Consider the following 20,207-nt stretch of genomic DNA (forward strand, 5'->3'; position numbering starts at 1 on the left):
GATGATCCGCGCCCGCGGCGTACAAAAATCCTTCGGCTCCGCCGTGGTCCTCAACGGAATCGATCTAGATGTCAACGTCGGCGAGGTTGTCTCTATTCTCGGCTCCAGCGGGTCGGGAAAGTCCACGCTGATCCGCTGCATGAACGGGCTCGAACGGCTCGACGGCGGGCTCATCACCATCGACGATTTCGATGTTTCGAACCCGAAAGACCTTGCCGAGGCGCGCAAGCGCTCGGCAACCGTCTTCCAGCTCTTCAACCTTTACCCGCATATGACCGCGGTCGAAAACGTCACGCTTGCCCCGATCCAGGTCCTCAGGATTCCTCGCGCGCAGGCCGAGTCCGAGGCGCGCGCCTTGCTTGATTCTGTTGGGCTCGCGGCACGCGCCGACGCCTATCCGGCCCAGCTTTCAGGGGGGCAGCGTCAGCGTGTCGGAATTTGTCGCGCTCTGGCGATGAAGCCGCGCTACCTGCTGCTGGACGAAATCACCAGTGCGCTCGACCCCGAGATGACCGCCGAGGTGCTCAATATTCTCGCGCGGCTTGCGCGTACGGGCACGACGATGGTGTTCGTCACCCATGAGATCGAATTCGCGCGGACGATTTCCTCGCGCATCGTCTTTCTCGACAAGGGACGCCTCGTGGTCGACCTGCCGACGGACCGCTTTTTTGCGGGCGATGGCGGAATGGCCAATCCCCGTATCGCCCAGTTCCTCTCCAAAATGCGCAAAGAATAGAACATGATCCTCATCGCAAATTCCGAGGCCTGGCCCGGTTTCGAAAAATCCGTCGAACTCTTGCAGCAGAATGCGCACGGCATCGATGCAATGGTCGCCGGCATCACCGAAGTGGAGCGCGAGGTCAAGGTGCGCAGCGTCGGCTATGGCGGCTGGCCGAACATGCTCGGCAAGATGGAACTTGACGCCGGCGTCATGGACGGCACAACGCGCGATGTCGGCGCGGTAGGTGCCGTGCCGGACACATTGCCCGTGGCCGCGCTCGCCCGCGAAGTCATGCGGCGGCTGCCACATGTGATGCTGACAGGCGACGGTGCGCGACGCTTTGCAACCGAGATCGGATTTCCGTTCGACAACGTTCTTTTCGACGACAGCAAGCGTGTCTGGTGGGAAAGGCTCGAAAAGGAGCTCTCCCGAGAACAGCTATCGGCGTTCCCCGACATAGCGCTCGCCGCCCTCAGCCGCGCCATCACCGACCCGGAACGGGTGCGCGACACCACAGTGTTCCTGTCGAAGGATATGGCAAGTGGCATCCATGCCGCCACCTCGACTTCGGGTTGGGCCTGGAAATATCCGGGCCGCCTCGGCGATTCGCCAATTGCCGGCGCAGGGTTCTATGCGGATAGCCGCTATGGCGCAGCCGCCTGCACCCACACGGGCGAAATGACGATACGCTGCGGCACGGCGCGCAGCATCGTGCTTTCCCTTCGCTTCGGCTACTCATTGCGAGAAGCGGTCGATATGGCGATCGACGATCTTGCCGAACTTGACACCGGTTTCCTGGCCGGGGTCGTCGTTCATGCAATCGATGCGGCGGGCAATCATGAAGTCGCAAGTTTCCGCTGCCCGGGAGAGATCAAATATTGGTTCTGGGAGCCACAATTATCCAAACCTGAGCTGCGGATTGCGAGGCAATACGATCCACGGCCCACAACACAAAGGGGAAATGCATGAAAACCATGATTGCAAGGATTGCCGCCGTTGCCCTGACCGCGGCAGTGGCATTTACCGGGGCCGCGCAGGCCGGCAAGCTCGAAGAGATACGCGACCGCGGCACGGTGCGCATCGGCGTTTCGCTCGGCGGCGAGCCGATCGGCTTCCGCGACGAAAAGAACAATCCAGTCGGATATGACGTCGATGTTGCGACGCAACTTGCCGCCAAGCTTGGCGTGCCGGTCGAATTCACCGACGTCTCCGGCGATGCGCGCATTTCCATGCTTGTTTCCGGCCAGCTCGACATCGTTGTCGCCAATACGTCCGCGACGCTTGAGCGGGCGAAGACGGTCAACTTCTCCATTCCCTATAACCGCGCCGGCCTGCGCGTGATCGTCCAGAAGGACGCTGGCATTGCTTCGCTTAAGGACCTTGCCGGAAAGAAGGTTGTCGTTGGCCGCGGAACGACCGGCGAAAGCTTTCTGAAAAAAGCCGTTCCGGATGCGGAGCTGGTCTATACCGATAATTTCTCGCCGGATGGCGTCCTTCTGCTGCAGCAGAAGCGTGCCGATGCAGCGATCGAGGATTCTTCGCTCCTCGATTACCTCGCGACCAAAAACGACAACCTCGTTACCCTTCCTGGCCTCTTTTCCAACGACCCGATCGGCATCGCCGTCGCGAAGGGCGACCCGGAATTTGTGCGCTGGCTCGACATGTTCGTTTCGGACTACATCCAGTCCGGCGCCTATGAGGCCAACTACAAGAAATGGTGGGGCGAAAAGGCCAACCCGCCGACGCTGAATCCGCTCTGGTAAAGACAGGGATGGGCCGGCTTGCCGGCCCAATTCATTTCGTTCAGGAACTGTCGCGCGCAACGAAATAGGTCGGAACCCGCACCAGAGTTCCGCCTAACCGAAAGTCTTTCGGGTGCGTCAGGAACCGCAGGATCTCCTTGATATAGATCGACTTGTCATAGCCTATGGACGAAATCGGATAGGCCTCATACTCGGCCAATGTCACGTCGTCGAAGCCATAGAGCCGAAAGGCTTTGGGACGGGTCTGCAGGACCCTGTCTCTGTGAACATCGAGCACGCCCATGGCCATCGCATCCGAAGTGCAGAATACGGCGTCCACCTCCTTCCAGTCCGGTGACGCCGCAAGGCGTCGCCCGCTCTGGTAGGAATAGTCGCCGCGCAACTCGCCGGCGAGCGCGATTTCGTTGCGTTGAAGTTCCGACCTGTAGTGTGCGACCCGTGCCTGCTCGACGGCCGATGCCGCACGCCCTGTCACGAGAAGAGCGGTGCGAACGCCTTTGCCGGCAGCATCCGCAACTGCGGCCGTGATTCCGGCCAATTCGTCGGGAATAATGGCGGGCGCGGCGTCGTCGCGCATGCCGTTCAGCATCAGCACGCTGTCATTGCGAAACATCTTGCGCACCGTGGCGGCATCGGCAAAATCTGAGAAAACCAGCGCAGCGTCGACGTGATAGGCAATGCCGTTGCGCAGGAACTCCTCGATCCCTTGCGAGGACCCGACCCGAACGAAAATCACCTGCTTGCCGATGGACTGGATCTCGCTGATCAGGAGATCGAACAGGTCGAGATCCGAAAGGTCGTGGATATGATTGACCACCACCGCAACGAGATTGACGGTCTTCGTCGTCAGGCTTCGTGCGAGGAGGTTCGGCTTGTAGCCGAGCGTCTGCGCCGCCTTGAGCACGCGTTCGCGCTTGTCGGCCGAGACCGGCCTCGGCTCGCTCGAAAGCGCGCGCGATGCGATTGCACGCGAAACGCCCGCAAGCTCGGCGACGTCGGCAATCGTCGGCTGTCCAGTACCCTTGCGCGGCTCGATCATGCAACAGCCCCCCTTACGGTCCAGGCTGCCCCCCATGTCGATCGGTGTGGGGTGGCGTCAGACCACCCTCCTGCTTAACCGGTTCGCCGCATGGGGTTCAATGATAAAAGCGTGATCGTCAGCCGCCCAGGCCTCGATTGGACACTCGTCTAGACGTTGGCGAGCGTCTTTTCACGCTGTTTGGCTTCCCGCGCCTGCAGTTGCCGTTCCCATGCAAGCGCGTCTCCGACGATCAGATCGAGATCGTCGCGTTTTGGGGCGAAGCCGAGCAGGCTGCACACACGCTCGTTGCCCGCCACCAGGATTGCCGGATCGCCCGCTCGGCGCGCCGCGAGTTTGACCGCAAAATCCACGCCGGAAACGCGCTTCACCGCATCGATGATCTCGAGCACTGAGTAGCCATAGCCGTAACCGCAATTGGCTGCGGTGCTGCGCCCGCCATCCTCGAGATAGTTGAGGGCGCATAGATGAGCCTGCGCGAGATCGCTGACATGGATATAGTCGCGCACACAAGTCCCATCCGGTGTCGGATAATCCGTTCCGTAGACTTCCATATGCGAGCGTTCACCCGTAGCGGCCTGGCTCGCGATCTTGATGAGGTGCGTGGCCCGCGGAAACGATTGACCGGACCGCAATTGCGGATCAGCCCCGGCAACATTGAAATAACGCAAGGCAACATAGTTGAAATCGGGATAAGCGGCGGCTGCGTCGCGCAACATCCATTCGGTCATCAGCTTGGACGTGCCATAAGGCGAGATCGGCTGATGCGGCATGTCTTCTGTAATCGGCGTCGTCTCGGGCTCGCCGTATACTGCAGCTGTGGACGAGAAGATGAAGTTCTTGATCCCTTCACCTATGGCGGTCTCGATCAGGTTTCGGGACTGGACCGTATTGTTGCGATAGTAGAAGAGCGGATCACGCACCGAATCGGGCACGACGATCGACCCGGCAAAATGGAGGATCGCTGTGATTCCATAGCTGCGAATGACATCGCGAACCAATGCCTGATCGCCGATATCGCCGCGCACCAGCGGCACGTCGCTTGGCACCAGCCATGGAAAACCGCAGCTGAGATCGTCGAGAACCACAACGGAACGGCCGGCATCCTTGAGCGCCAGCGTCATGTGGCTGCCGATGTAGCCTGCGCCACCGGTAACAAGAACAGTCATGGGAAGTACTCCTGAAGGATTGAGAAAGGTTTGGGGATAGACACGTCTGCCAATCGATTACTGCGCCGTTCCTCCTCCCTGTCCCTTCGCTGTTCCTCCCATTGAAATCGTGACCGGCACGCGCACGAGATCCCTGTCCCAGGTGACCTTGCATCCGGTCAACCGATAGCGTGTGAAATAGATGAAGGCATTGTCCCCGGTATCCTGGAAAGACGGTGCCTTTGCGTTGGGGTCGAGCAAGGCAGGGTAGAACACCCTGCCATCGGCCCCGCAACTCTTCTCCCACAGCAGCGGCGCTTCAAAAATGAGCCTTGGCTCCGACCAGTCCACCAGATCCTTCGAGGTCGATGCATAGATTCCGGAGGCGGTCTTGCCGGCCTCGGTGCGCCGGTCGCCGAAGACAGCAATGACTTCACCGCTGCCGCGATATTCGGATATCGAACCGATCATGCGGCCGATTTTATTTGTAGATACGGGCGCACAGACATGATCCTTAGCGTTTGCCGTCTGCTGGCGGAACGGATCGATGAATTGAACCGAGAATTCCTTGCCGTCCCAGGCGCGCCACGAAGACGGATCGCCAAGGTCGCGCGTGCGCAACACGCAGTTGCCGCGCTTCTGGTCGCGATAGCCATCCGCGAAGACCATGGCGTAATACCAGCCGTCACGCTGAATTATGTTTGTCGGATTGGCATAGCCGACGCGTGCATTGCGATCGTTCGGGAAAGGGTAGGGGAGGTTCGCCACCATCGGGCCGGCACCCGGGCCAGTTTCCGGTGCAAAGTTCTTGCCGCCATCGCGCGACACCAGGGCCGTGACCGTATTCAACAGACAGGAACTATAGGATTTGCTGCTGCAAAGACCAGGCGCGCGATTGCCGCGCAGCTCCATATGCGCCAGCGCATAGACGGTCTTGCCGTCGCCGGTCCACAGGCCGCTGATCCAGCCCATATCGTCATACTGGCCGAGGACATTGGATTTCCTCGCCTGGTAGATGACCGTACATTCGGGCTGCAGGTGATTGAGATCGGGGCCGCTGAAGCGGCGATTGTCATTGTGGCTGGCGATCAGGTGAACGTTGCCGTCAGAGTCGCGAAAGGCACGTGCCGGCGCATCGGGCACGTGCGACTTGACGCAGGCCTGCTTTGCCCAATCGAATACCGTTTCCTCCGGGCCGGAAACGCCGAGCGTGACGCTCGGCGTCTCCTGGCCAAGAGCAGGCCCAGCCACCGCCAGCACGAGTGCGGCGGCGGCTATGGCGAAGCAATTGCGCATCAGGCAACCTTGCGGACAGGTTCTTTAATACGCTTGCTCGTGTCGGTCATCTTGTGGTCGACACCGTTTTCGGTGAGGAAGCGATGCATCTCACCATAAGTCTGGTACCAGGCGCGATTGTACTTGTCGAAGAGCGACTGATCCCAATAGTCCTCGAGCTTGAATTCCTTGTTGCTGAAGACGTCGAAGCTTGGAATCTGGTAGGTCTCGGCAAACTCAACCGTACGGCTGTCATAGGTGAAGTAGATCGACGGGGTGCCGTTCGACAAGGCCATCAGGTTGCCGTGCAGGCGGTAGCCAAGGACGAGATCTTTGGACTGAACGAGATCCTCGTAGTCGGCAACCACGTCCGAATAGAACATGCGCTCGCGATAGAGCTTCTCGACAGTCTCGTCGAGGAACCAGTCAGAGACCCACTTGTTGGCCTTCAACGCTGCGATGGCTTCCTCTTTCTGCTCTTCCGTGCCGAAGACGAGCTTCTTTTCCTCGACTTCGCCCTGCGACATCAGCACAGCGTCGAAGCGTCCGGCAAGTTCCTTGACGAGGTCACGATGGAACGTCAGGTAGCGCTTGATATCCTGCGCATAGGTCGGCGAGACTTCGCGTCGCATGGTGATGCCGATGTTCTGGACATCATCGAGCGCCGGCAACTTGATGCGCATTTCGGGATCGTTGCGGCGGAACGCCGTCGGGCAGCCGACGATGCGCACATTGCGGATACCGATATCCCACAGCACCTGCGCCGAATAGGCGCCGCGCACGCCGATAGACGCGGTGGAATCGGCCATCATGTGGAGGACGGTCTTGGTTTCCTCGGACAGCTCGAGCTTGCCCTTGACCGGGGCCTGCGCGCCGATGCCGAAGGCGATGACCGGCAGGCCGAGACGCTTCAGAACCGGGATGGTCTGGCTCCAGCCCATCGACTGATGAACATAATTGGAGCCGCGCAGGAAGACGTAGTCATATTCCTCCCGAAGGCGGTCGATGTCTTCCATCTTGGGTTCAGCAATCGGCAGTACGCCGAGCTTGTCGTAATTCATCAGCTTAAGCGACGAGTCGAATACGAAAGCATCGCCAATATTGTGATAGTGGTTGATGCTGCGCTGGACATCCTTGTAGTTATACCAGCGAACACTGTCGTGATCGTACACTTCGCCTGAGGGGATCATTACGAGTACGCGTGCCATAGAAATTACCTCCGTTTGGCTTTCGGACTTAACGGTGTTTCAGCGTCAACTCGCTTGCGAGAGAACGATGTCCGCATTTGTCGTGACATTTATCGGTTGGTTGCGTGTCGATTTCAGTAGTCGTTCGTAGAGTTCCAGGTGCGCCTCGGCACACTCGATGTGGTTGGTCGGTTGGCGGATAGTTTGGTGCAGGCGCTCCCAGATCGTCTGGTCGCTGAGAACCTCGGTGAAGCGGTCGGCAAGGTCTTCGGCGCTGCGGACGCGGAAATGCAGACCATCCTCGCCGTCGCGGACCTTTTCGGCCATGCCGCCGATATTGGAGCAGATGATCGGCCGGCGATGGTGCAGCGCCTCCTGAATGACGATGGGGGAATTTTCCCACCACACGGAAGGCATGACCACCCAGTCTACCGACTGCATCAGGCGCGGCATTTCTGAATTCTGGTAGGCACCGTAGAAACGCACGCGTGATCCTGCGTCCTCGATGAGCTTTTCCATGCGATCCTGGAAATCGCGCGGCTGCTTTTCGAGATTGCCGCCGAAGATCATCAGGCGCGAATCCTCGCCCCAGACATCTTCAGGAACACGCGAGACCGCGTCGATCAGCACATCGACGCCCTTGAACGGCGTCATCTGGCCGAAATAGGCGAAGCGGCCGCGCCGGGGCTTTGGTCCGGTCAGTTCGCGTGGCGGCGTAACACCATCAATGAAGATGCCGTTTTCGATCACGCTAAGTTTTTCGGGATCAAGGCCCCATTCGGCATATTTGCGCGCAAGGAACATGCTTGGGGAAACGAACCCGTCGGCGAGTTCGAGCATGCCGCGGACGAAGCGCTCGCGCTTGAGGAAGCGCGCCGGCGGAATGTCGGGGAAACAGCCGTGGCAATCAATGGGCGAGGCCTCGTTGCAGAGCTTGGCCGATCCCGCCTTCACCATCTGCCCGTGATTGTGGCAGATCGACAGGAACTCATGGAACGTGACGAGGATCGCCGTATCGGGCAGTGCCTCGCGAATTGCGTAAAGCGCCTCAAGTCCAAGACCGAGGACATGGTGGAAGTGCACCACGTGTGGATTAAGGTCGCCAACGAAGCGCAGGAGATCGCGGCGGATCTCGTCTGTATTGTTGTTGGACAGATAGAAGTGATCGTACTCGTCGGCGTGAAACAGGATCTCGTCGCTGCTGCGCCTAAGGCTCATCAAGGCCGTCGTTCCATGGCGCGGGATCGGATGGCCGGCGCGCGCGAGATAGACGGACTGGACGCCCGGGAGCGTATTCAGGCCCTTGTGAAGATTATAGGAGGCGATTTCTGCGCCACCCAGGGAAATGCTCGGGTGTGCGTGCGAGACCACGAGTACCCGAAGTTGTTCAGTCATCTATTTGACCTCCGATGGCATGCCATCTTTCGTTAGAATCTTAGCCCAGCGGGAATCGAATACCTGGCGGTCGATGCGCTCGATCAAGGCAATCGTCGAAGCCTTGTCGGAGACGGATATGTCGTCCGTTCCGAGCATCTGCGCCGAAGGCAGCCAATAGGACTTGAGGCCGGACTGCTTGAGTTTGAGGCCGAGATCGAGGCCCTTCTCATGCGTGCCGAGATAGCCGCGGGTGAAGCCACCCACGGAAAAGAGAGCGTCCCTCGGCAGAACGCAACATTCGAAGGTGGCCGTGGCGACTTCCGTCGTACCCATGCCGGTGACGGCATCGATCGGGTAGCCGGCGTAGCGGCTGATGAGCGCCCGGTCGGACTGTGAGCCGGCAACCCAGGTGCCTGCCCAGCGGATGGAGTCATCCTCATAGGCAAGGGTCGGCGACAGCACGCAGGCCTCGCGGTCATGATAGGCCGCAAGCAGCTTGTGGAACCAGCCATTGTTGCGCGGCAACAGCGACGCGGCGAGGAACACCACGGTCTCGGTGGAAACGGCGCGTGCGCCGACTTCGAGCGCATCGTAAAGGTCTTCCGAACCGCTCGCCGACACGAGCCGCAGGCGCAAGCCATAGAAATTGGCCAGCCGGCGCACATGGACGCCGATACGGTCGATCAATTCCGCTGCAGCGGCAATAACGATCGGCGCGCGGCGTGTTTCAGGGTCGAGCGCAAGAAGCGTCAGGAGCGGAGCGATTTCCTCAACACGTTCGTCGACGCCGATGACAATGGCCGGTCCTTCGGCTTCCTCGAAGGCGCCGACATCGACAACACCGAAGATTTCGGGTGCCGGACGGCTGACGACTCGCAGCAGAGGTACGAGCTGCTGATCGACGATATGGCGCAGCGCCCAGGCATTTGGATCGATAGCACGGATCTGCCGGACAACGGCATCGCGCGAGGTGATGCGGGTCGGCGTCAGCGGCATGAAGGCACGGCGCGTATCGCTCAAGGTGAGTTCCAGATAGAACGGCGCCGTGCTGTCGCCCTCGAGCTCTGGTGCAAAAGCAACAAAGCCATGAGCATGCCGGTTCGGGTTGAGGCCTGCATTGAACGGCGGCTGGTTGTCGAAGCCGCGGGTAACGTCAGGCCGGTCGATGCGCGTCCAGTTGCCGTCGAGCTGCGCTTCGCCGCGATGCCGCCGCAACTTGACGGCTTCGACGTGACTGTCAGGATCGAGCAGCCAGCCCGCGATCAAAAGGCCGCTGCCCTCGACGCGGTAGGCGTTGTCGATGCCCATGCGCACGGGAAATGGCAGGCTCGAAACCGTCTCGGCGCCGTCAAAGCGGTTGGCGGCGGAGCGCATACGCAAGAGGATTTCCGTCGAACTGCGAACACGCGGCAGGATCGCCCGGACGTGGCCGGGCGTCTCGCGGTTGCCGGCGATGACACGGCGGTCATAGACTTCGGTGAAGCGCCATCCGCGACGTCCGCGGAACAGCAACCGCTCGATATCATTGGGCTCGACCGCTTCGCTGGCAAGGAGAAGACCCGCAAATCCCGATGCCTGGTCCTGAAGATCCGGGCGGGCGAAGACACTGATCGAGCACTCGGCGATCGACGGGGTTTTGCCGCTGATCAGGAGACGGGTCACCGAAGGCGTCAGGTCCTGCGCCCATCCCTGGACGAAGATTTCGCCTTCATCGCTGCCGCCGATAAGTTCGACACAGCCATCCGAGCGCGCGCCTGCCTGCAGCAGCGCGGTGATCGCTGAAAGTTTCTTGCGGCCGATCGGACCGGATATGAGCCCTTCCACAAGTCCGTCGATAACGACGGGCAGATCAGCGCCCGCAAGGTCGGTCACCATGGCGACGAGGTCGCCGATGGCGGCGGCGCGGCCTGCGAAGGCATAGCGGGTCGCCTGCGCCTTGTGCTGGAAGAGCACGGTCTTCAGCGAACGGCGGCGCAAGATATTCGTCGGCACGATGGCAACGAAGCCATGGGTACCAGCAGGCGAGGGCTCCTTCAGGTGCCAGCTGACAAGCGGCACTTTCAGGCTCATCGCAGGATCACCGTTCAGGAATACCGTGACCTGTTCGGAGGTCAGGCCACCAATGCCGAGAACGAGAATGAGCGTGTCATCAATAGGGCATCCGACCACCATCTCGCCTTCCATCACCATCGGGTGACGTTCGGGCGCTTTGCCGGATCGGGACGCCGGCGTATGTTCTTTTTCGTCGGGAAGCACTTGCTACTCCATGATCTCAAGAAAAGGCAAACATCGCGACGGCGGCGCCGGCTGCGATGCCAACCAAAGTGAACAGCAGCAGAAGCAACGGTTTGGCCTCGCCGCCCGAACGCTTCTGCAGCGACTCGATGCGAGTCTCGAGACCAGCAACCACACCGTCCATACGCATGAGGTGAACGTCGAGTTCGGTCAGGCGCTGGTTGATATCGCCGCGCAGCGTCTCAATTGAACCGCTGATATCAACGAGATCGACCGTCGGGCTGTTGCCGGCACCGTCGATGACCGTCGTCGCGTGGCGCTGGATCGAGCGCTGATTGACCTGAAGCTGGCGCTGCGACGCCATCAGGACGTCGAGCTTGTCGAGGATCCGCGCCATCGGCGCCGCAATCAACGCCTCAGCAGCCTGTTCGTCGGGTCGTGGCACGCGCAGCGGATGCTGCTTGCCGCCAGTCGTAATGGCGACAACGCTGAGTTCGCCGGCGCGTCGTACCGCAAATTCCGGCAACATCACGTCGAAGGCGTGAAGGCCATCGCCGATGCCGTTGCGCTTCAAGTCCGGCCGGTCGCGGTCGGCCACGGCCTCGGCGATCGGCTTACCGTCCAAAAGCACGCGGATGGTCAGGCGATTGGCGGGCGTTGCCGGATCGAAGGCCCAGCCGAAGAGCCGGCTGTTGTCGATTGCGTCGACACGGCCCTTGATGCCCTGCTGGCTATTATCCTGTTCAGGCGTGGCGCTTGGCGCGGCTTGAGCTTGCGCTGGAGCCTGCGGCGCCACTTTTGTCACGATGGACATGGCGTACTCCTCTAGGCTGCGACACGCGCAGGACGCAGGCTCTCGATGAGTGCGAGATAGCGAAGTGCTGTCGTGTCTATCGTTTCGGGGTGACGCGCCCCATGGCTCAGGATCTCGCGCAGATCCGGGTCCTCCACTATGCGCCGCATGGCTGCGGCCAGCGCCGTCGGGTCATTCGGCGGAACAGTCAGGCCGTTGACGCCGTCCTCGATCATCTCGGCCATGCCGCCAATATTGCTGGTAATGACAGGACAGTTCTGGCCTTGGGCTTCCTGGATGACCAGGGGCGCATTTTCCCACCAGATCGACGGCATGACCATGCAATCCACGGAACGGATTAGGCCAGCAATGTCGTCGCGGCGGTAGGCTCCCCGCCGTTGCACCACCGGCGCCGTTTCGGCGAACAGCTTGTCGATCGCCTCGACGAAATTTTCGCTCTGGAAGGGAGCGGCGCCATGAACCCGCAGCTCGAAATCGAGACCTTCGGCAATGAGTTGCTTGGCCGCTTCGAGCAGGACCGTGCCACCCTTCCATGGGTTGAGATTACCGAAATATCCAAACACCGGCTTGCGGCGCGCCGGCGCGTCTGCCTGCGCCGGAGCCGGGCGTTCGGGCTGGCCGTTCGGAATAAGGTTGATCCTCTCTTCCGGCAGGCCCCATTCGACATAGCGCTGCTTGAGGAAGGCGCTCGGAGCGACGTAGCCATCGACAACGCTCAGGAGCGATTTCAGATGGCGCTCGCGCAGGACGAATTTATCAAGCGGAATATCCTTGAAACAGGCATGGCAACGGTCGGGGCTTGCGCCGTAGCAGAGTTCCTTTTCCTTCGTGCGGACCATCAGACCGTCGTGGTGGCAGATCGGATAGTAGTCATGCAGGGTCATGACGATCCGGCAGTCCGGCAGCGTACGGCGTACGATGTGCGGAAATTCTGCGCCGAGCAGCAACAGGTGATGCAGGTGCACGATATCGGGGCGGAAATCCTGCAAGAGTTCAACAATATCCGGAACGACACCGTAAAGGTCGATCTGGCTCATGAAGAACCGGTCGAAATGGCCGGACCACAACAGGACCTCGTCGCCACTCGAGCCGATGCTCTGAAAACTCGTGCCCGGACGCTCCTGACGATGGATCTGGTTGGTGGCGCCGAGAAACAGGGCCTCGCAGCCCGCCCTCTGGTAGGCGCGAAAAAGATCGTGCGCAAAGATTTCAGTCCCGCCCGGATGAAGGGCGGGATGGTTATGGGCAGCAACGAGAACGCGCGTCATCGGCCGTCCTCCCTGTATTCTGCAATGAAGACGTCCTGGTAGTGGTCGGCGGGCACGCCGCGCCAATGACCAAGCGACTTCGTAACGATCGAAAGCCCGGCGCGGGTCAATGCGCGATCGAGGAAGCCATCATCGAAGCCAACCGCCGCAAGCGGCGGCATTTCCGGCACGAACCAGCATGGACCTTCGTCATAGCGCTGGAACCCGAGACGCGCGTCACGCTTCTTCAATCTATTTTCTTGTGCGGACTGATCGACGACGAATGCAGTCATGAACACGCGCCCGCCAGGAGCAAGCACGCGTTCGACTTCGCGAAGATAGGCGGTGACTTCTTCGTCGGGCAGATGGGTGACGACCGAAGTCATGATGATGAAATCGAACTGGCGGCTGTCGTAAGGCAGCTTCAGTTCGAGACCGTTGATCTCGCCCTTCGGATTATAGAGCGAGTGGGCAATATCCACCTGTCGGAACTCGAAGTTCGGGTAGGCGGGGCTGACCATGCGCTGGCACCAGTTGATGCCCCCGGCAACGGGGTCCATGCCGCAATAGCTTCCATTATCGCCGTCAAGATATTGCGTAAGCGGGACCGCCATGCGGCCGATGCCGCAGCCGATGTCGAGTATGCGGCTTTGCGGCTGCAGGCCGCCCATGCGAATGAAGTGGCCAAGAAATTCGGCGCCCACAGCCTGGAAATCGCCATCGCCTACAAAGATGCTGTCAGGGTCAGGGCGCGGAAGGAAGCGGTTGCGCAACACGGCATCCGTCAACCAGCGGACATGATCTTCGTTGAAGGGGAGGTGACGCTCGGCCCGAGCCTGCTTCAGTGCGATTACCTCGTTCAAGCTGCACTCCTTTTCGACTTCTCGGCGACGAAGTCGGTCACGGTTTCGTCCGCAGCCTCGTCCACGTAAGTCGTCATCAATTCGGTGATATCTTTGTTCCAGCGCTTGGTGTGCAGCCAGGAATTGTACTGGCTGGCCAGCCCGCGCATGTAGTCCGGGCTGCGGCGGATCGAGCGCCGCTCGAAATGATAAAGCGAAACCGCCGGCTGATAGGCAATCTGAAAACCGATCTGGCGGATCTTCATGCACAGATCGCTGTCTTCGTAGTCACCGATGATATAGTCCTCGGTAAATCCGCCGACGAGATCGTAAATATCCTTGCGGGTGACGAGACAGGCGCCCGTAACCGCCGGGACAGTGCGCGCGATCTGTGCCGGCGCATAATTGCCGGGCATGCCCTTGTGGAAATGGTGGTTGAGCCAGACATTGCGCCGGTCGGGGGCGAAATAGAGCCCGGCGTGCTGCAGCGACCCATCCTCGAAGAGCAGCTTCGGGCCGATGGCGCCGAGCTTCTTTTCTTCCAGCAAGGGCTCGACCAGTGGCCCGAGCCAGCCTGCTTCGGTTGGCACGACGTCGGAATTCAGCATGACGAGCACGGTGCCGCTTGCAAGGCTAGCGCCGGCATTGCAGGCGCGGGCATAGCCGCCATTGCGGTTCATGATCGCGAGCTTCATCGGCAGGCCGTGGAGCAGATGCAGGCCGCCGAGAAGGTGCTCCGTATCCTCCTGGATTTCGGGCGAATCGAGAACGTAGATGAGTTCCGCATTGGCAACGAGCCAAGGATCGGTCGCCATCGCGGAAAGCTGGAAACGCAGGAAGTCGAGGTTGCGGTAGAGCGGTACAACGATCGAAACGAGGGGGGCAGCCGACATCACGCCGAACTCCTTCGTATCGGCGATGCGAACCGTCTTGCCGAGCTTGCGCTCGACCTCGGTGAGGGCAGGCGCAAGGATATTCTCAAAGACCTCACTGCGCGCATGCTGCGGCGGGACGGCGCGCAGGATCCGGTTGCGCTGCGCTGCGGGCTCGAATGGCTGCAGCGGCGGAATAAGCGGTGCGGTCGCCCCGGAGGTCAGCCGCATCTGGAATCGCGGCTGCAGCACCGGACCTGCAGAGGAGGTTTGCGGCACCCAGGCGACAAACCCGGTGACATCCGCGCCCAACCCGTCTTCACGCGCCTCGGTCTTGCCTGCGAACTTGTAGAAATTAGGCTTGAGCGGCAGGATACGGCCTTCTTCGGTCAGATATTCGATACCTGCAAGCATGGAGGAAGGATCATGCGTCCAGCCGCCAACGAGCAAGCCGCCGTTGAGCGCAAGGGCAAGGTCGATCTCCGCGGCGGGATGGGTCTGCGACTTGGCGATCTGCTTGGCTGTGAGCGGCATGCGCATCTGCATGTCGATCGCCGTTGCAATGCCCGCAGCTGGAATCTGGGCAAGCTGGCGCACGAGGAACTCGCGGAGCTCGGGATGTGCCTGGTTCTTGCTCCACCACTTCTGGAAATCGCCGGGGGCAGCCTCCCGATCCGTCAACTCGCGTATGGCGACGCCGTTCTTGCCGGTGAGAATGATATGGAAGGATTGCGGAAGCGTTTTCGCCGACTCGACGAGCAAGTGGCATGGTTGCCAGCCCTTGCGGACGCGGTTGCCGATGACGAACTTCGAAGGCAAAGCTGAAACAGAATTGGGTCCAATCGCATAGATCGAGGTAACGTCGCCAAGTTCGGGATCGATTGCCGTTTCAAGCAGATGCTGGCCCTCGAGCGGTTGCGCACAAACGCGAATCTTGCGCGGCTCGGGAGCGAGCGCTAGCGCGACTTCACGCACCACGCTGGCAAAGACCTGATTCTGCGACAGCCGGAACATGCTGCGCCAGGTGCTCAGGAGATTTGTGAGCAGCTTGATATGGCCCGCTGCCGAAAGGTTGTTTACCGCCCGATCGACGTCGAGATGCGGCAACTCGGCCGCCGGATAAAGCAGCGTCTGTTCTGTCGGTCCAAGCGAACCCGCGGAAAGCGTCAGGCCAATCGGTTCGTCCTTGGTACGCATGGCCCAAAGGACGCGGTGGCCGCCGGTTTCAAGAGGAATATTGAGGCTGACCAGCGGAACAGGCTGCTCCTTCGATTCAAGCACGCATTTGGTTGACGCCCGCATTGCGCCGGGCAGATCCCAGATCAGGACAGCAATGTCCGCGCAGAGCCGGGAGACATAAATACTCTCAGTATCGCCTTCAATGTCCGTCGAATGGTCGAGGTTCAATACACGGCCCTTTCATTCATAGCGGAAGGAACGCGCCCCGCATGGAGCGGAGCGCGCAATTCGATTTCACGATCAATGAACGGTGAAATAGTTGTCCGGATGAGCCTGCACGTCTTCCGAGCTGGTGTTGACCAGCGTGACGGAATCGCCGTGACCGAGGTCCACGACAACATTGTTGCCGACCTGGGTAACGCGCGACGCGAGGTCGTCCGCGGAATGGATGTCCTGGCCGTTGATACCGCTGGAGATCTGGAGGATGTCTTCCCCAGGGGTAAAATCGAGCACGACATCGTTGCCGCCACCACCGGTGAACTGGAACACGTCGTTACCGGCACCACCGATAAGGACGTCATCGCCAGCGCCACCTGCAATGAAGTCATTTCCGGCGCCGCCGAGAAGAACGTCGCTCCCGGCACCACCAAACAGCGTATCGTTGCCTGCTCCACCCTGGAGGACATCGTCGCCCTTGTCGCCGAAGAGAACGTCATCGCCGTTGCCGCCGCTCAGGACGTCATCACCATTTCCACCGAACAGAACGTCCGTTCCCTCGCCGCCGAACAGAGCGTCATCGCCCTTGTCGCCGAACAGGAGATCGTCCCCCTCATCACCAAAAATCGTGTCATGACCATTTCCGCCAAAGACAACATCATCACCGCCATGGGCGCGGATGAAGTCGTCGAAACGCGAGCCAAACAAAACGTCGTCGTAGGCGCCGCCTTCTAAAGTGGCCATCTGCTTCTCCTTCTGTCCTGCTTTGAGTTTACAAAATGCCGGAGCTGTTCCGACGTTTATGCTTTAACGATTGTGCACTGCACCAAATCGAAATGCAACCTAGTCATGGAATATAAATGTGGCAACACATAGTAACAATTTATTACACGAATGTATTATGACATGTAATAATTCGTGAAAGTAATTTATATTTTACGAGATACTACTTTGGATCTGGATATTAATTGGAACTACTTTATTTCTAAATTTGAAGTAGTCTAGAAACATGGGGCCGTAAGGGGCAATATGCCCCTTAATCCTCGCGGAACGCCCTATTAAAGCTGTCGGCAATCGGAGAGGTTATGTACTCGATAGCCTTACGCGACTTGTGGACGATGACGACCTCGGCCGGCATGCCAGGATAGAGCTTCACCTGCGGATTGGCCGCAAGCGATTGCGGCGTGATTTCGGCGCGCGCGACAAAGTAGGCAGCGTCCGTCTTTTCGTCGACGAGCTGGTCGGCGGCAAGATAGGTGATCTTGCCGTCCAGTGGAGCCTGGGCACGCTGGTTGTAGGCCGTGAGCCGGACCTGGGCAGGGGAGCCGACCGTCACGCTGTCGATATCCCGCGGGCCGATCTTCATCTCGACGACGAGCGGCTCGTTTTCCGGTACGATATCAAGGAGTGGCTCGCCGGCAGCGACGACGCCGCCAGGCGTGCGCAATCGGATATTGGCAACGATACCTGCCTGAGGCGACTTGATCTCTACGCGGCGCATCACATCCTTCGCCGCAACGATCCGTTCTTCGACATCTGCGAGTTCGACCTGGCTCGTGGTTATTTCGCCGGCGATCTCCGCCTGCATGTCGCTTTCGATGCCGGTGAGCGCAAATTCTGCGCCGGCCTTGGCCTGTTCCGCCTTGGCCTTGTCGCCGGCATACTCGCCGCGATCACCCGCAAGCTCGCTAAGACGCGTGTCGATCTCGATGAGTTTCGAGCGCTGGGCAAATCCCTTGGCGACCAGACTTGCAATGGCCTTGCGCTGTTCGTCGATCAGTTCGATCTGGCGATCGGTCGCCCTGGTCTGGACGTCGAGCGCCTTTGCCTGTTCGGTATATTGCTCGATCGTCTTCTTCTGAATATCGATCTTGCTCTCTTTTTGCGTCTGGCGCTTGGTAAAGAAGACCTGCTCGGCCTTCTTGGCGCTGTCGGCGGAAATATCGCCCACCTCGCCGAAATTGGCAGGGAACGTAATTTCGGTGTTGCCGGCTTGTTCGGCGCGCAGGCGTGCAAGCTTGGCGATAAGACCGACGCGGCGGCTCTGCAGCGACTGCAGATCCGAGCGTGCGCGCGTATCATCAAGCCTGATCAGCGGCTGGCCTACTTTTACCTCATCGCCTTCCTGGACGAGAACGCGGTCCAGAATGCCACCCTCTAGGTGGCTCACCGTCTTGCGCTTCGAATCGACGATGACGCTACCAATGGCCACCGCGGCACTGCCGAGTTCGGCCGAATAGGCCCAGCCGAAGAAGCCGCCGAAAGCTATGGTGATAGTCAGAACCCCGGCGATGATCAGCCGCCGCAGCGGCGGGTGGTCGGAATCATGTTCGAGTTCCGTATACCAGACAGGTCTGGCGATCGGCCGGTGCGCCGCGAGCTGACTGCCGACCGTTTTCATTGGAAGCGAAGCGTCGGCCCGAACCGGCAAATTCTTCTTGATCTTGTCAATCATGCTCCGGCAGCCCCCATCTTCGAATTGACCGGCGTAATCGATGCGACCACATCCGTACGCGGCCCGAACTGGGTGATCCGGCCGTTTTCAAGAACCAGGAGTTTGTCAGCCACCTGCATTATTGTCGGTCGATGCGCGATCATGATGACGATGGCGCCGTCGTCGCGCGCCTGTTCGATCGCCCGCATCAGCGCCCGTTCACCTACCGAATCGAGATTGGCGTTTGGCTCATCGAGAACGATCAGCCTCGGGTTGTTATAAAGGCAACGGGCAAGGCCAATGCGTTGCCGCTGTCCGCCCGAAAGCGTCAGGCGGCCATCGCCGACCGGTGTGTCATAGCCGAGCGGCAGGCGCCCGATCATCTCATGCACATCAGCGAGGCGGGCCGCTTCTAGCACACGCTGTGGCTCGCTATCGGTCATGCGGGCGATGTTGTCGCGAATCGTTCCTTCAAGGAGAGCGACCGATTGCGGTAGATAGCCGGCGATCTCGCCAAAGGAGCCACGCTCCCAGAGATAAACATTGTTGCCGTCGAGGAAGACGCCGCCGGCAGTCGGCCGCACGATGCCGATGAGCAAGCGCGCCAGAGTGGACTTGCCGGCCGCAGAAGGTCCGACAATGCCGAGCACTTCGCCCGGCGAAAGCGAGAAGGAAATGCCCTTGATGATCGGCACGTCGACACCCGGCACGGCATAGACGAGCTTGTCGATGACAAGATCACCGTGAGGGCGCGGGGTCGGCATTGTCTGCCGCACCGCGAGATTCTGCGACAGCAGCGATTGAATGCGTTGCCAGTTGCCGACGGCCTGCACCCAAAGACGCCAGTTATCGACGACATGATCGAATGGGAGCAGCAACCTTCCGACGAGGATACTGGCGGCAATCATCGCACCCGGCGTAATCTGGCGATCCATTGCGAGGAGCGTACCTGCGGCGAGCACGGCGATCTGGACCATGAAGCGCATGGTGCGCGCGATTGTCGCCATGGCACGGCTGCGGCTGCCGCCGAGATCGAGGAGGCCGATCGCATTCATCTGCAGCGATCGCCAGCGGCGGGCGAGGGCGGGCAACATGCCCATGGCCTCAATTACCTCGGCATGGCGGAGCGTGGAGCCGATCTTCGAAATGGCTTCGATATTGGCCTGGTTTGCATCCTTGACGAGGCTGCGGGTCATAAGATCCGTGATGACGCCGCAGCAGACAAGGACAATCACAGCGATGACGCCGATGATGCCGTAGACCGGGTGCATTAGGAAAAGGGCAGCGAGGAAAATCGGCGACCAGGCCGCATCAAGCGGCGCACTGACCGCCGAGGAGGTCAAAAAGCTGCGCAATTCTGTCAGATCACGGAGTGACTGCGTCGCCTTCGGCAGGCCCTGGTCGATCGAAGCCTCGACCGCAGCCGACAGGACCGGAAGGTTCAGCCGGCGCACAAGCGCGCTGCCCATGGCCTGGAAGGACATGGCGCGAATGAACTCAAGAACACCAAAAACTATAAGAGCGCTCACCGCCAGGATGGTGAGCATGACCAGTGTGTCCTTGCTCTGGCTGTTCAGAACCCTGTCATGCACCTGTAGCATGTACAAGGGTACTGTAAGTTGCAAAAGGCTGATGCAGGCACTGAGCAGAGCGGCATAAAGCAGGCCCGCCATGAATATCTTACGGGCCCGTAAAACCAGCGCTTTTGGCTCGGCGTTCGCGGCCGAAAGCGCTTTTTTACCAGCATGGCTCTTGCCATTTGGATTGATTTGACGAGTATCTGTCATATGTGATCTGCCTTGGAAATGACACAGCCCTTGGTTAGCCCTGAGGCGTCAGTCTAATGCAATAGACTTAT

At 60.0% G+C, this 20,207-nt stretch carries 16 protein-coding genes; 3 read left to right on the forward strand and 13 right to left on the reverse strand.

Features of this window, described 5'->3' with window-relative positions:
- Position 1: 1 nt before the first annotated feature.
- From GF108_RS21845 to GF108_RS21855, 3 genes are read left to right on the forward strand one after another with little or no spacing between them, the layout of a single operon-like run.
- Positions 2 to 736 carry an amino acid ABC transporter ATP-binding protein gene (locus GF108_RS21845; protein WP_153670426.1) on the forward strand — a complete coding sequence of 245 codons (735 nt, stop codon included), beginning with the start codon at positions 2 to 4 and terminating at the stop codon, positions 734 to 736.
- A gap of 3 nt (positions 737 to 739) precedes the next feature.
- Complete coding sequence (locus GF108_RS21850; protein ID WP_153670427.1) at positions 740 to 1,690, forward strand: isoaspartyl peptidase/L-asparaginase; 951 nt, start codon at positions 740 to 742, stop codon at positions 1,688 to 1,690.
- Complete coding sequence (locus tag GF108_RS21855; protein ID WP_153670428.1) at positions 1,687 to 2,484, forward strand: transporter substrate-binding domain-containing protein; 798 nt, start codon at positions 1,687 to 1,689, stop codon at positions 2,482 to 2,484. Before GF108_RS21850 ends, GF108_RS21855 begins: the two co-directional genes overlap by 4 nt.
- Positions 2,485 to 2,524: 40 nt before the next feature.
- Here the strand turns inward: GF108_RS21855 and GF108_RS21860 are convergent, their stop codons facing one another.
- From GF108_RS21860 to GF108_RS21920, 13 genes are all read right to left on the reverse strand, one after another.
- Positions 2,525 to 3,523 (reverse strand): LacI family DNA-binding transcriptional regulator, encoded by a 999-nt coding sequence (locus tag GF108_RS21860; protein WP_153670429.1) that lies wholly within the window; start codon positions 3,521 to 3,523, stop codon positions 2,525 to 2,527.
- A 149-nt stretch (positions 3,524 to 3,672) separates the two neighbouring features.
- Positions 3,673 to 4,692 (reverse strand): UDP-glucose 4-epimerase GalE, encoded by a 1,020-nt coding sequence (gene galE, locus GF108_RS21865; protein ID WP_153670430.1) that lies wholly within the window; start codon positions 4,690 to 4,692, stop codon positions 3,673 to 3,675.
- Between the two features lie 57 nt (positions 4,693 to 4,749).
- Positions 4,750 to 5,967 carry a hypothetical protein gene (locus GF108_RS21870; RefSeq protein ID WP_153670431.1) on the reverse strand — a complete coding sequence of 406 codons (1,218 nt, stop codon included), beginning with the start codon at positions 5,965 to 5,967 and terminating at the stop codon, positions 4,750 to 4,752.
- Positions 5,967 to 7,154 (reverse strand): polysaccharide pyruvyl transferase family protein, encoded by a 1,188-nt coding sequence (locus tag GF108_RS21875; RefSeq protein WP_091924550.1) that lies wholly within the window; start codon positions 7,152 to 7,154, stop codon positions 5,967 to 5,969. Before GF108_RS21875 ends, GF108_RS21870 begins: the two co-directional genes overlap by 1 nt.
- A gap of 45 nt (positions 7,155 to 7,199) precedes the next feature.
- Positions 7,200 to 8,528 (reverse strand): glycosyltransferase family 4 protein, encoded by a 1,329-nt coding sequence (locus tag GF108_RS21880; protein ID WP_091924546.1) that lies wholly within the window; start codon positions 8,526 to 8,528, stop codon positions 7,200 to 7,202.
- Positions 8,529 to 10,766, reverse strand: a complete 2,238-nt coding sequence (locus tag GF108_RS21885; RefSeq protein ID WP_027232968.1) for a glycosyltransferase family 2 protein — start codon at positions 10,764 to 10,766, stop codon at positions 8,529 to 8,531.
- A 16-nt stretch (positions 10,767 to 10,782) separates the two neighbouring features.
- On the reverse strand, positions 10,783 to 11,559 hold the full coding sequence (locus GF108_RS21890; protein ID WP_153670432.1) for a hypothetical protein: 777 nt from the start codon (positions 11,557 to 11,559) through the stop codon (positions 10,783 to 10,785).
- Positions 11,560 to 11,570: 11 nt separating this feature from the next.
- Positions 11,571 to 12,827, reverse strand: a complete 1,257-nt coding sequence (locus GF108_RS21895; RefSeq protein WP_153670433.1) for a glycosyltransferase family 4 protein — start codon at positions 12,825 to 12,827, stop codon at positions 11,571 to 11,573.
- Positions 12,824 to 13,669: a class I SAM-dependent methyltransferase gene (locus tag GF108_RS21900; protein WP_153670434.1), complete on the reverse strand. Its 846-nt coding sequence runs from the start codon at positions 13,667 to 13,669 to the stop codon at positions 12,824 to 12,826. Before GF108_RS21900 ends, GF108_RS21895 begins: the two co-directional genes overlap by 4 nt.
- Positions 13,666 to 15,927, reverse strand: a complete 2,262-nt coding sequence (locus GF108_RS21905; protein ID WP_153670435.1) for a glycosyltransferase family 2 protein — start codon at positions 15,925 to 15,927, stop codon at positions 13,666 to 13,668. Before GF108_RS21905 ends, GF108_RS21900 begins: the two co-directional genes overlap by 4 nt.
- Positions 15,928 to 15,999: 72 nt before the next feature.
- Positions 16,000 to 16,659 (reverse strand): calcium-binding protein, encoded by a 660-nt coding sequence (locus tag GF108_RS21910; protein ID WP_027232973.1) that lies wholly within the window; start codon positions 16,657 to 16,659, stop codon positions 16,000 to 16,002.
- Between the two features lie 292 nt (positions 16,660 to 16,951).
- Positions 16,952 to 18,370 (reverse strand): HlyD family type I secretion periplasmic adaptor subunit, encoded by a 1,419-nt coding sequence (locus GF108_RS21915; protein WP_091951917.1) that lies wholly within the window; start codon positions 18,368 to 18,370, stop codon positions 16,952 to 16,954.
- Entirely contained in the window at positions 18,367 to 20,136 is a 1,770-nt protein-coding gene (locus GF108_RS21920; RefSeq protein WP_153670436.1) for a type I secretion system permease/ATPase, read from the reverse strand. Before GF108_RS21920 ends, GF108_RS21915 begins: the two co-directional genes overlap by 4 nt.
- Between the last annotated feature and the right edge of the window lie 71 nt (positions 20,137 to 20,207).

It is taken from the genome of Phyllobacterium sp. SYP-B3895 (assembly GCF_009647635.1).
GTDB lineage: Bacteria > Pseudomonadota > Alphaproteobacteria > Rhizobiales > Rhizobiaceae > Phyllobacterium > Phyllobacterium pellucidum.

Coding starts and splice junctions, on each gene's coding strand:
- GF108_RS21845 (WP_153670426.1), top strand. CDS start 2: ATGATCCGCGCCCGCGGCGTACAAAAATCCTTCGGCTCCGCCGTGGTC.
- GF108_RS21850 (WP_153670427.1), top strand. CDS start 740: ATGATCCTCATCGCAAATTCCGAGGCCTGGCCCGGTTTCGAAAAATCC.
- GF108_RS21855 (WP_153670428.1), top strand. CDS start 1,687: ATGAAAACCATGATTGCAAGGATTGCCGCCGTTGCCCTGACCGCGGCA.
- GF108_RS21860 (WP_153670429.1), bottom strand. CDS start 3,523: ATGATCGAGCCGCGCAAGGGTACTGGACAGCCGACGATTGCCGACGTC.
- galE (WP_153670430.1), bottom strand. CDS start 4,692: ATGACTGTTCTTGTTACCGGTGGCGCAGGCTACATCGGCAGCCACATG.
- GF108_RS21870 (WP_153670431.1), bottom strand. CDS start 5,967: ATGCGCAATTGCTTCGCCATAGCCGCCGCCGCACTCGTGCTGGCGGTG.
- GF108_RS21875 (WP_091924550.1), bottom strand. CDS start 7,154: ATGGCACGCGTACTCGTAATGATCCCCTCAGGCGAAGTGTACGATCAC.
- GF108_RS21880 (WP_091924546.1), bottom strand. CDS start 8,528: ATGACTGAACAACTTCGGGTACTCGTGGTCTCGCACGCACACCCGAGC.
- GF108_RS21890 (WP_153670432.1), bottom strand. CDS start 11,559: ATGTCCATCGTGACAAAAGTGGCGCCGCAGGCTCCAGCGCAAGCTCAA.
- GF108_RS21895 (WP_153670433.1), bottom strand. CDS start 12,827: ATGACGCGCGTTCTCGTTGCTGCCCATAACCATCCCGCCCTTCATCCG.
- GF108_RS21910 (WP_027232973.1), bottom strand. CDS start 16,659: ATGGCCACTTTAGAAGGCGGCGCCTACGACGACGTTTTGTTTGGCTCG.
- GF108_RS21915 (WP_091951917.1), bottom strand. CDS start 18,370: ATGATTGACAAGATCAAGAAGAATTTGCCGGTTCGGGCCGACGCTTCG.
- GF108_RS21920 (WP_153670436.1), bottom strand. CDS start 20,136: ATGACAGATACTCGTCAAATCAATCCAAATGGCAAGAGCCATGCTGGT.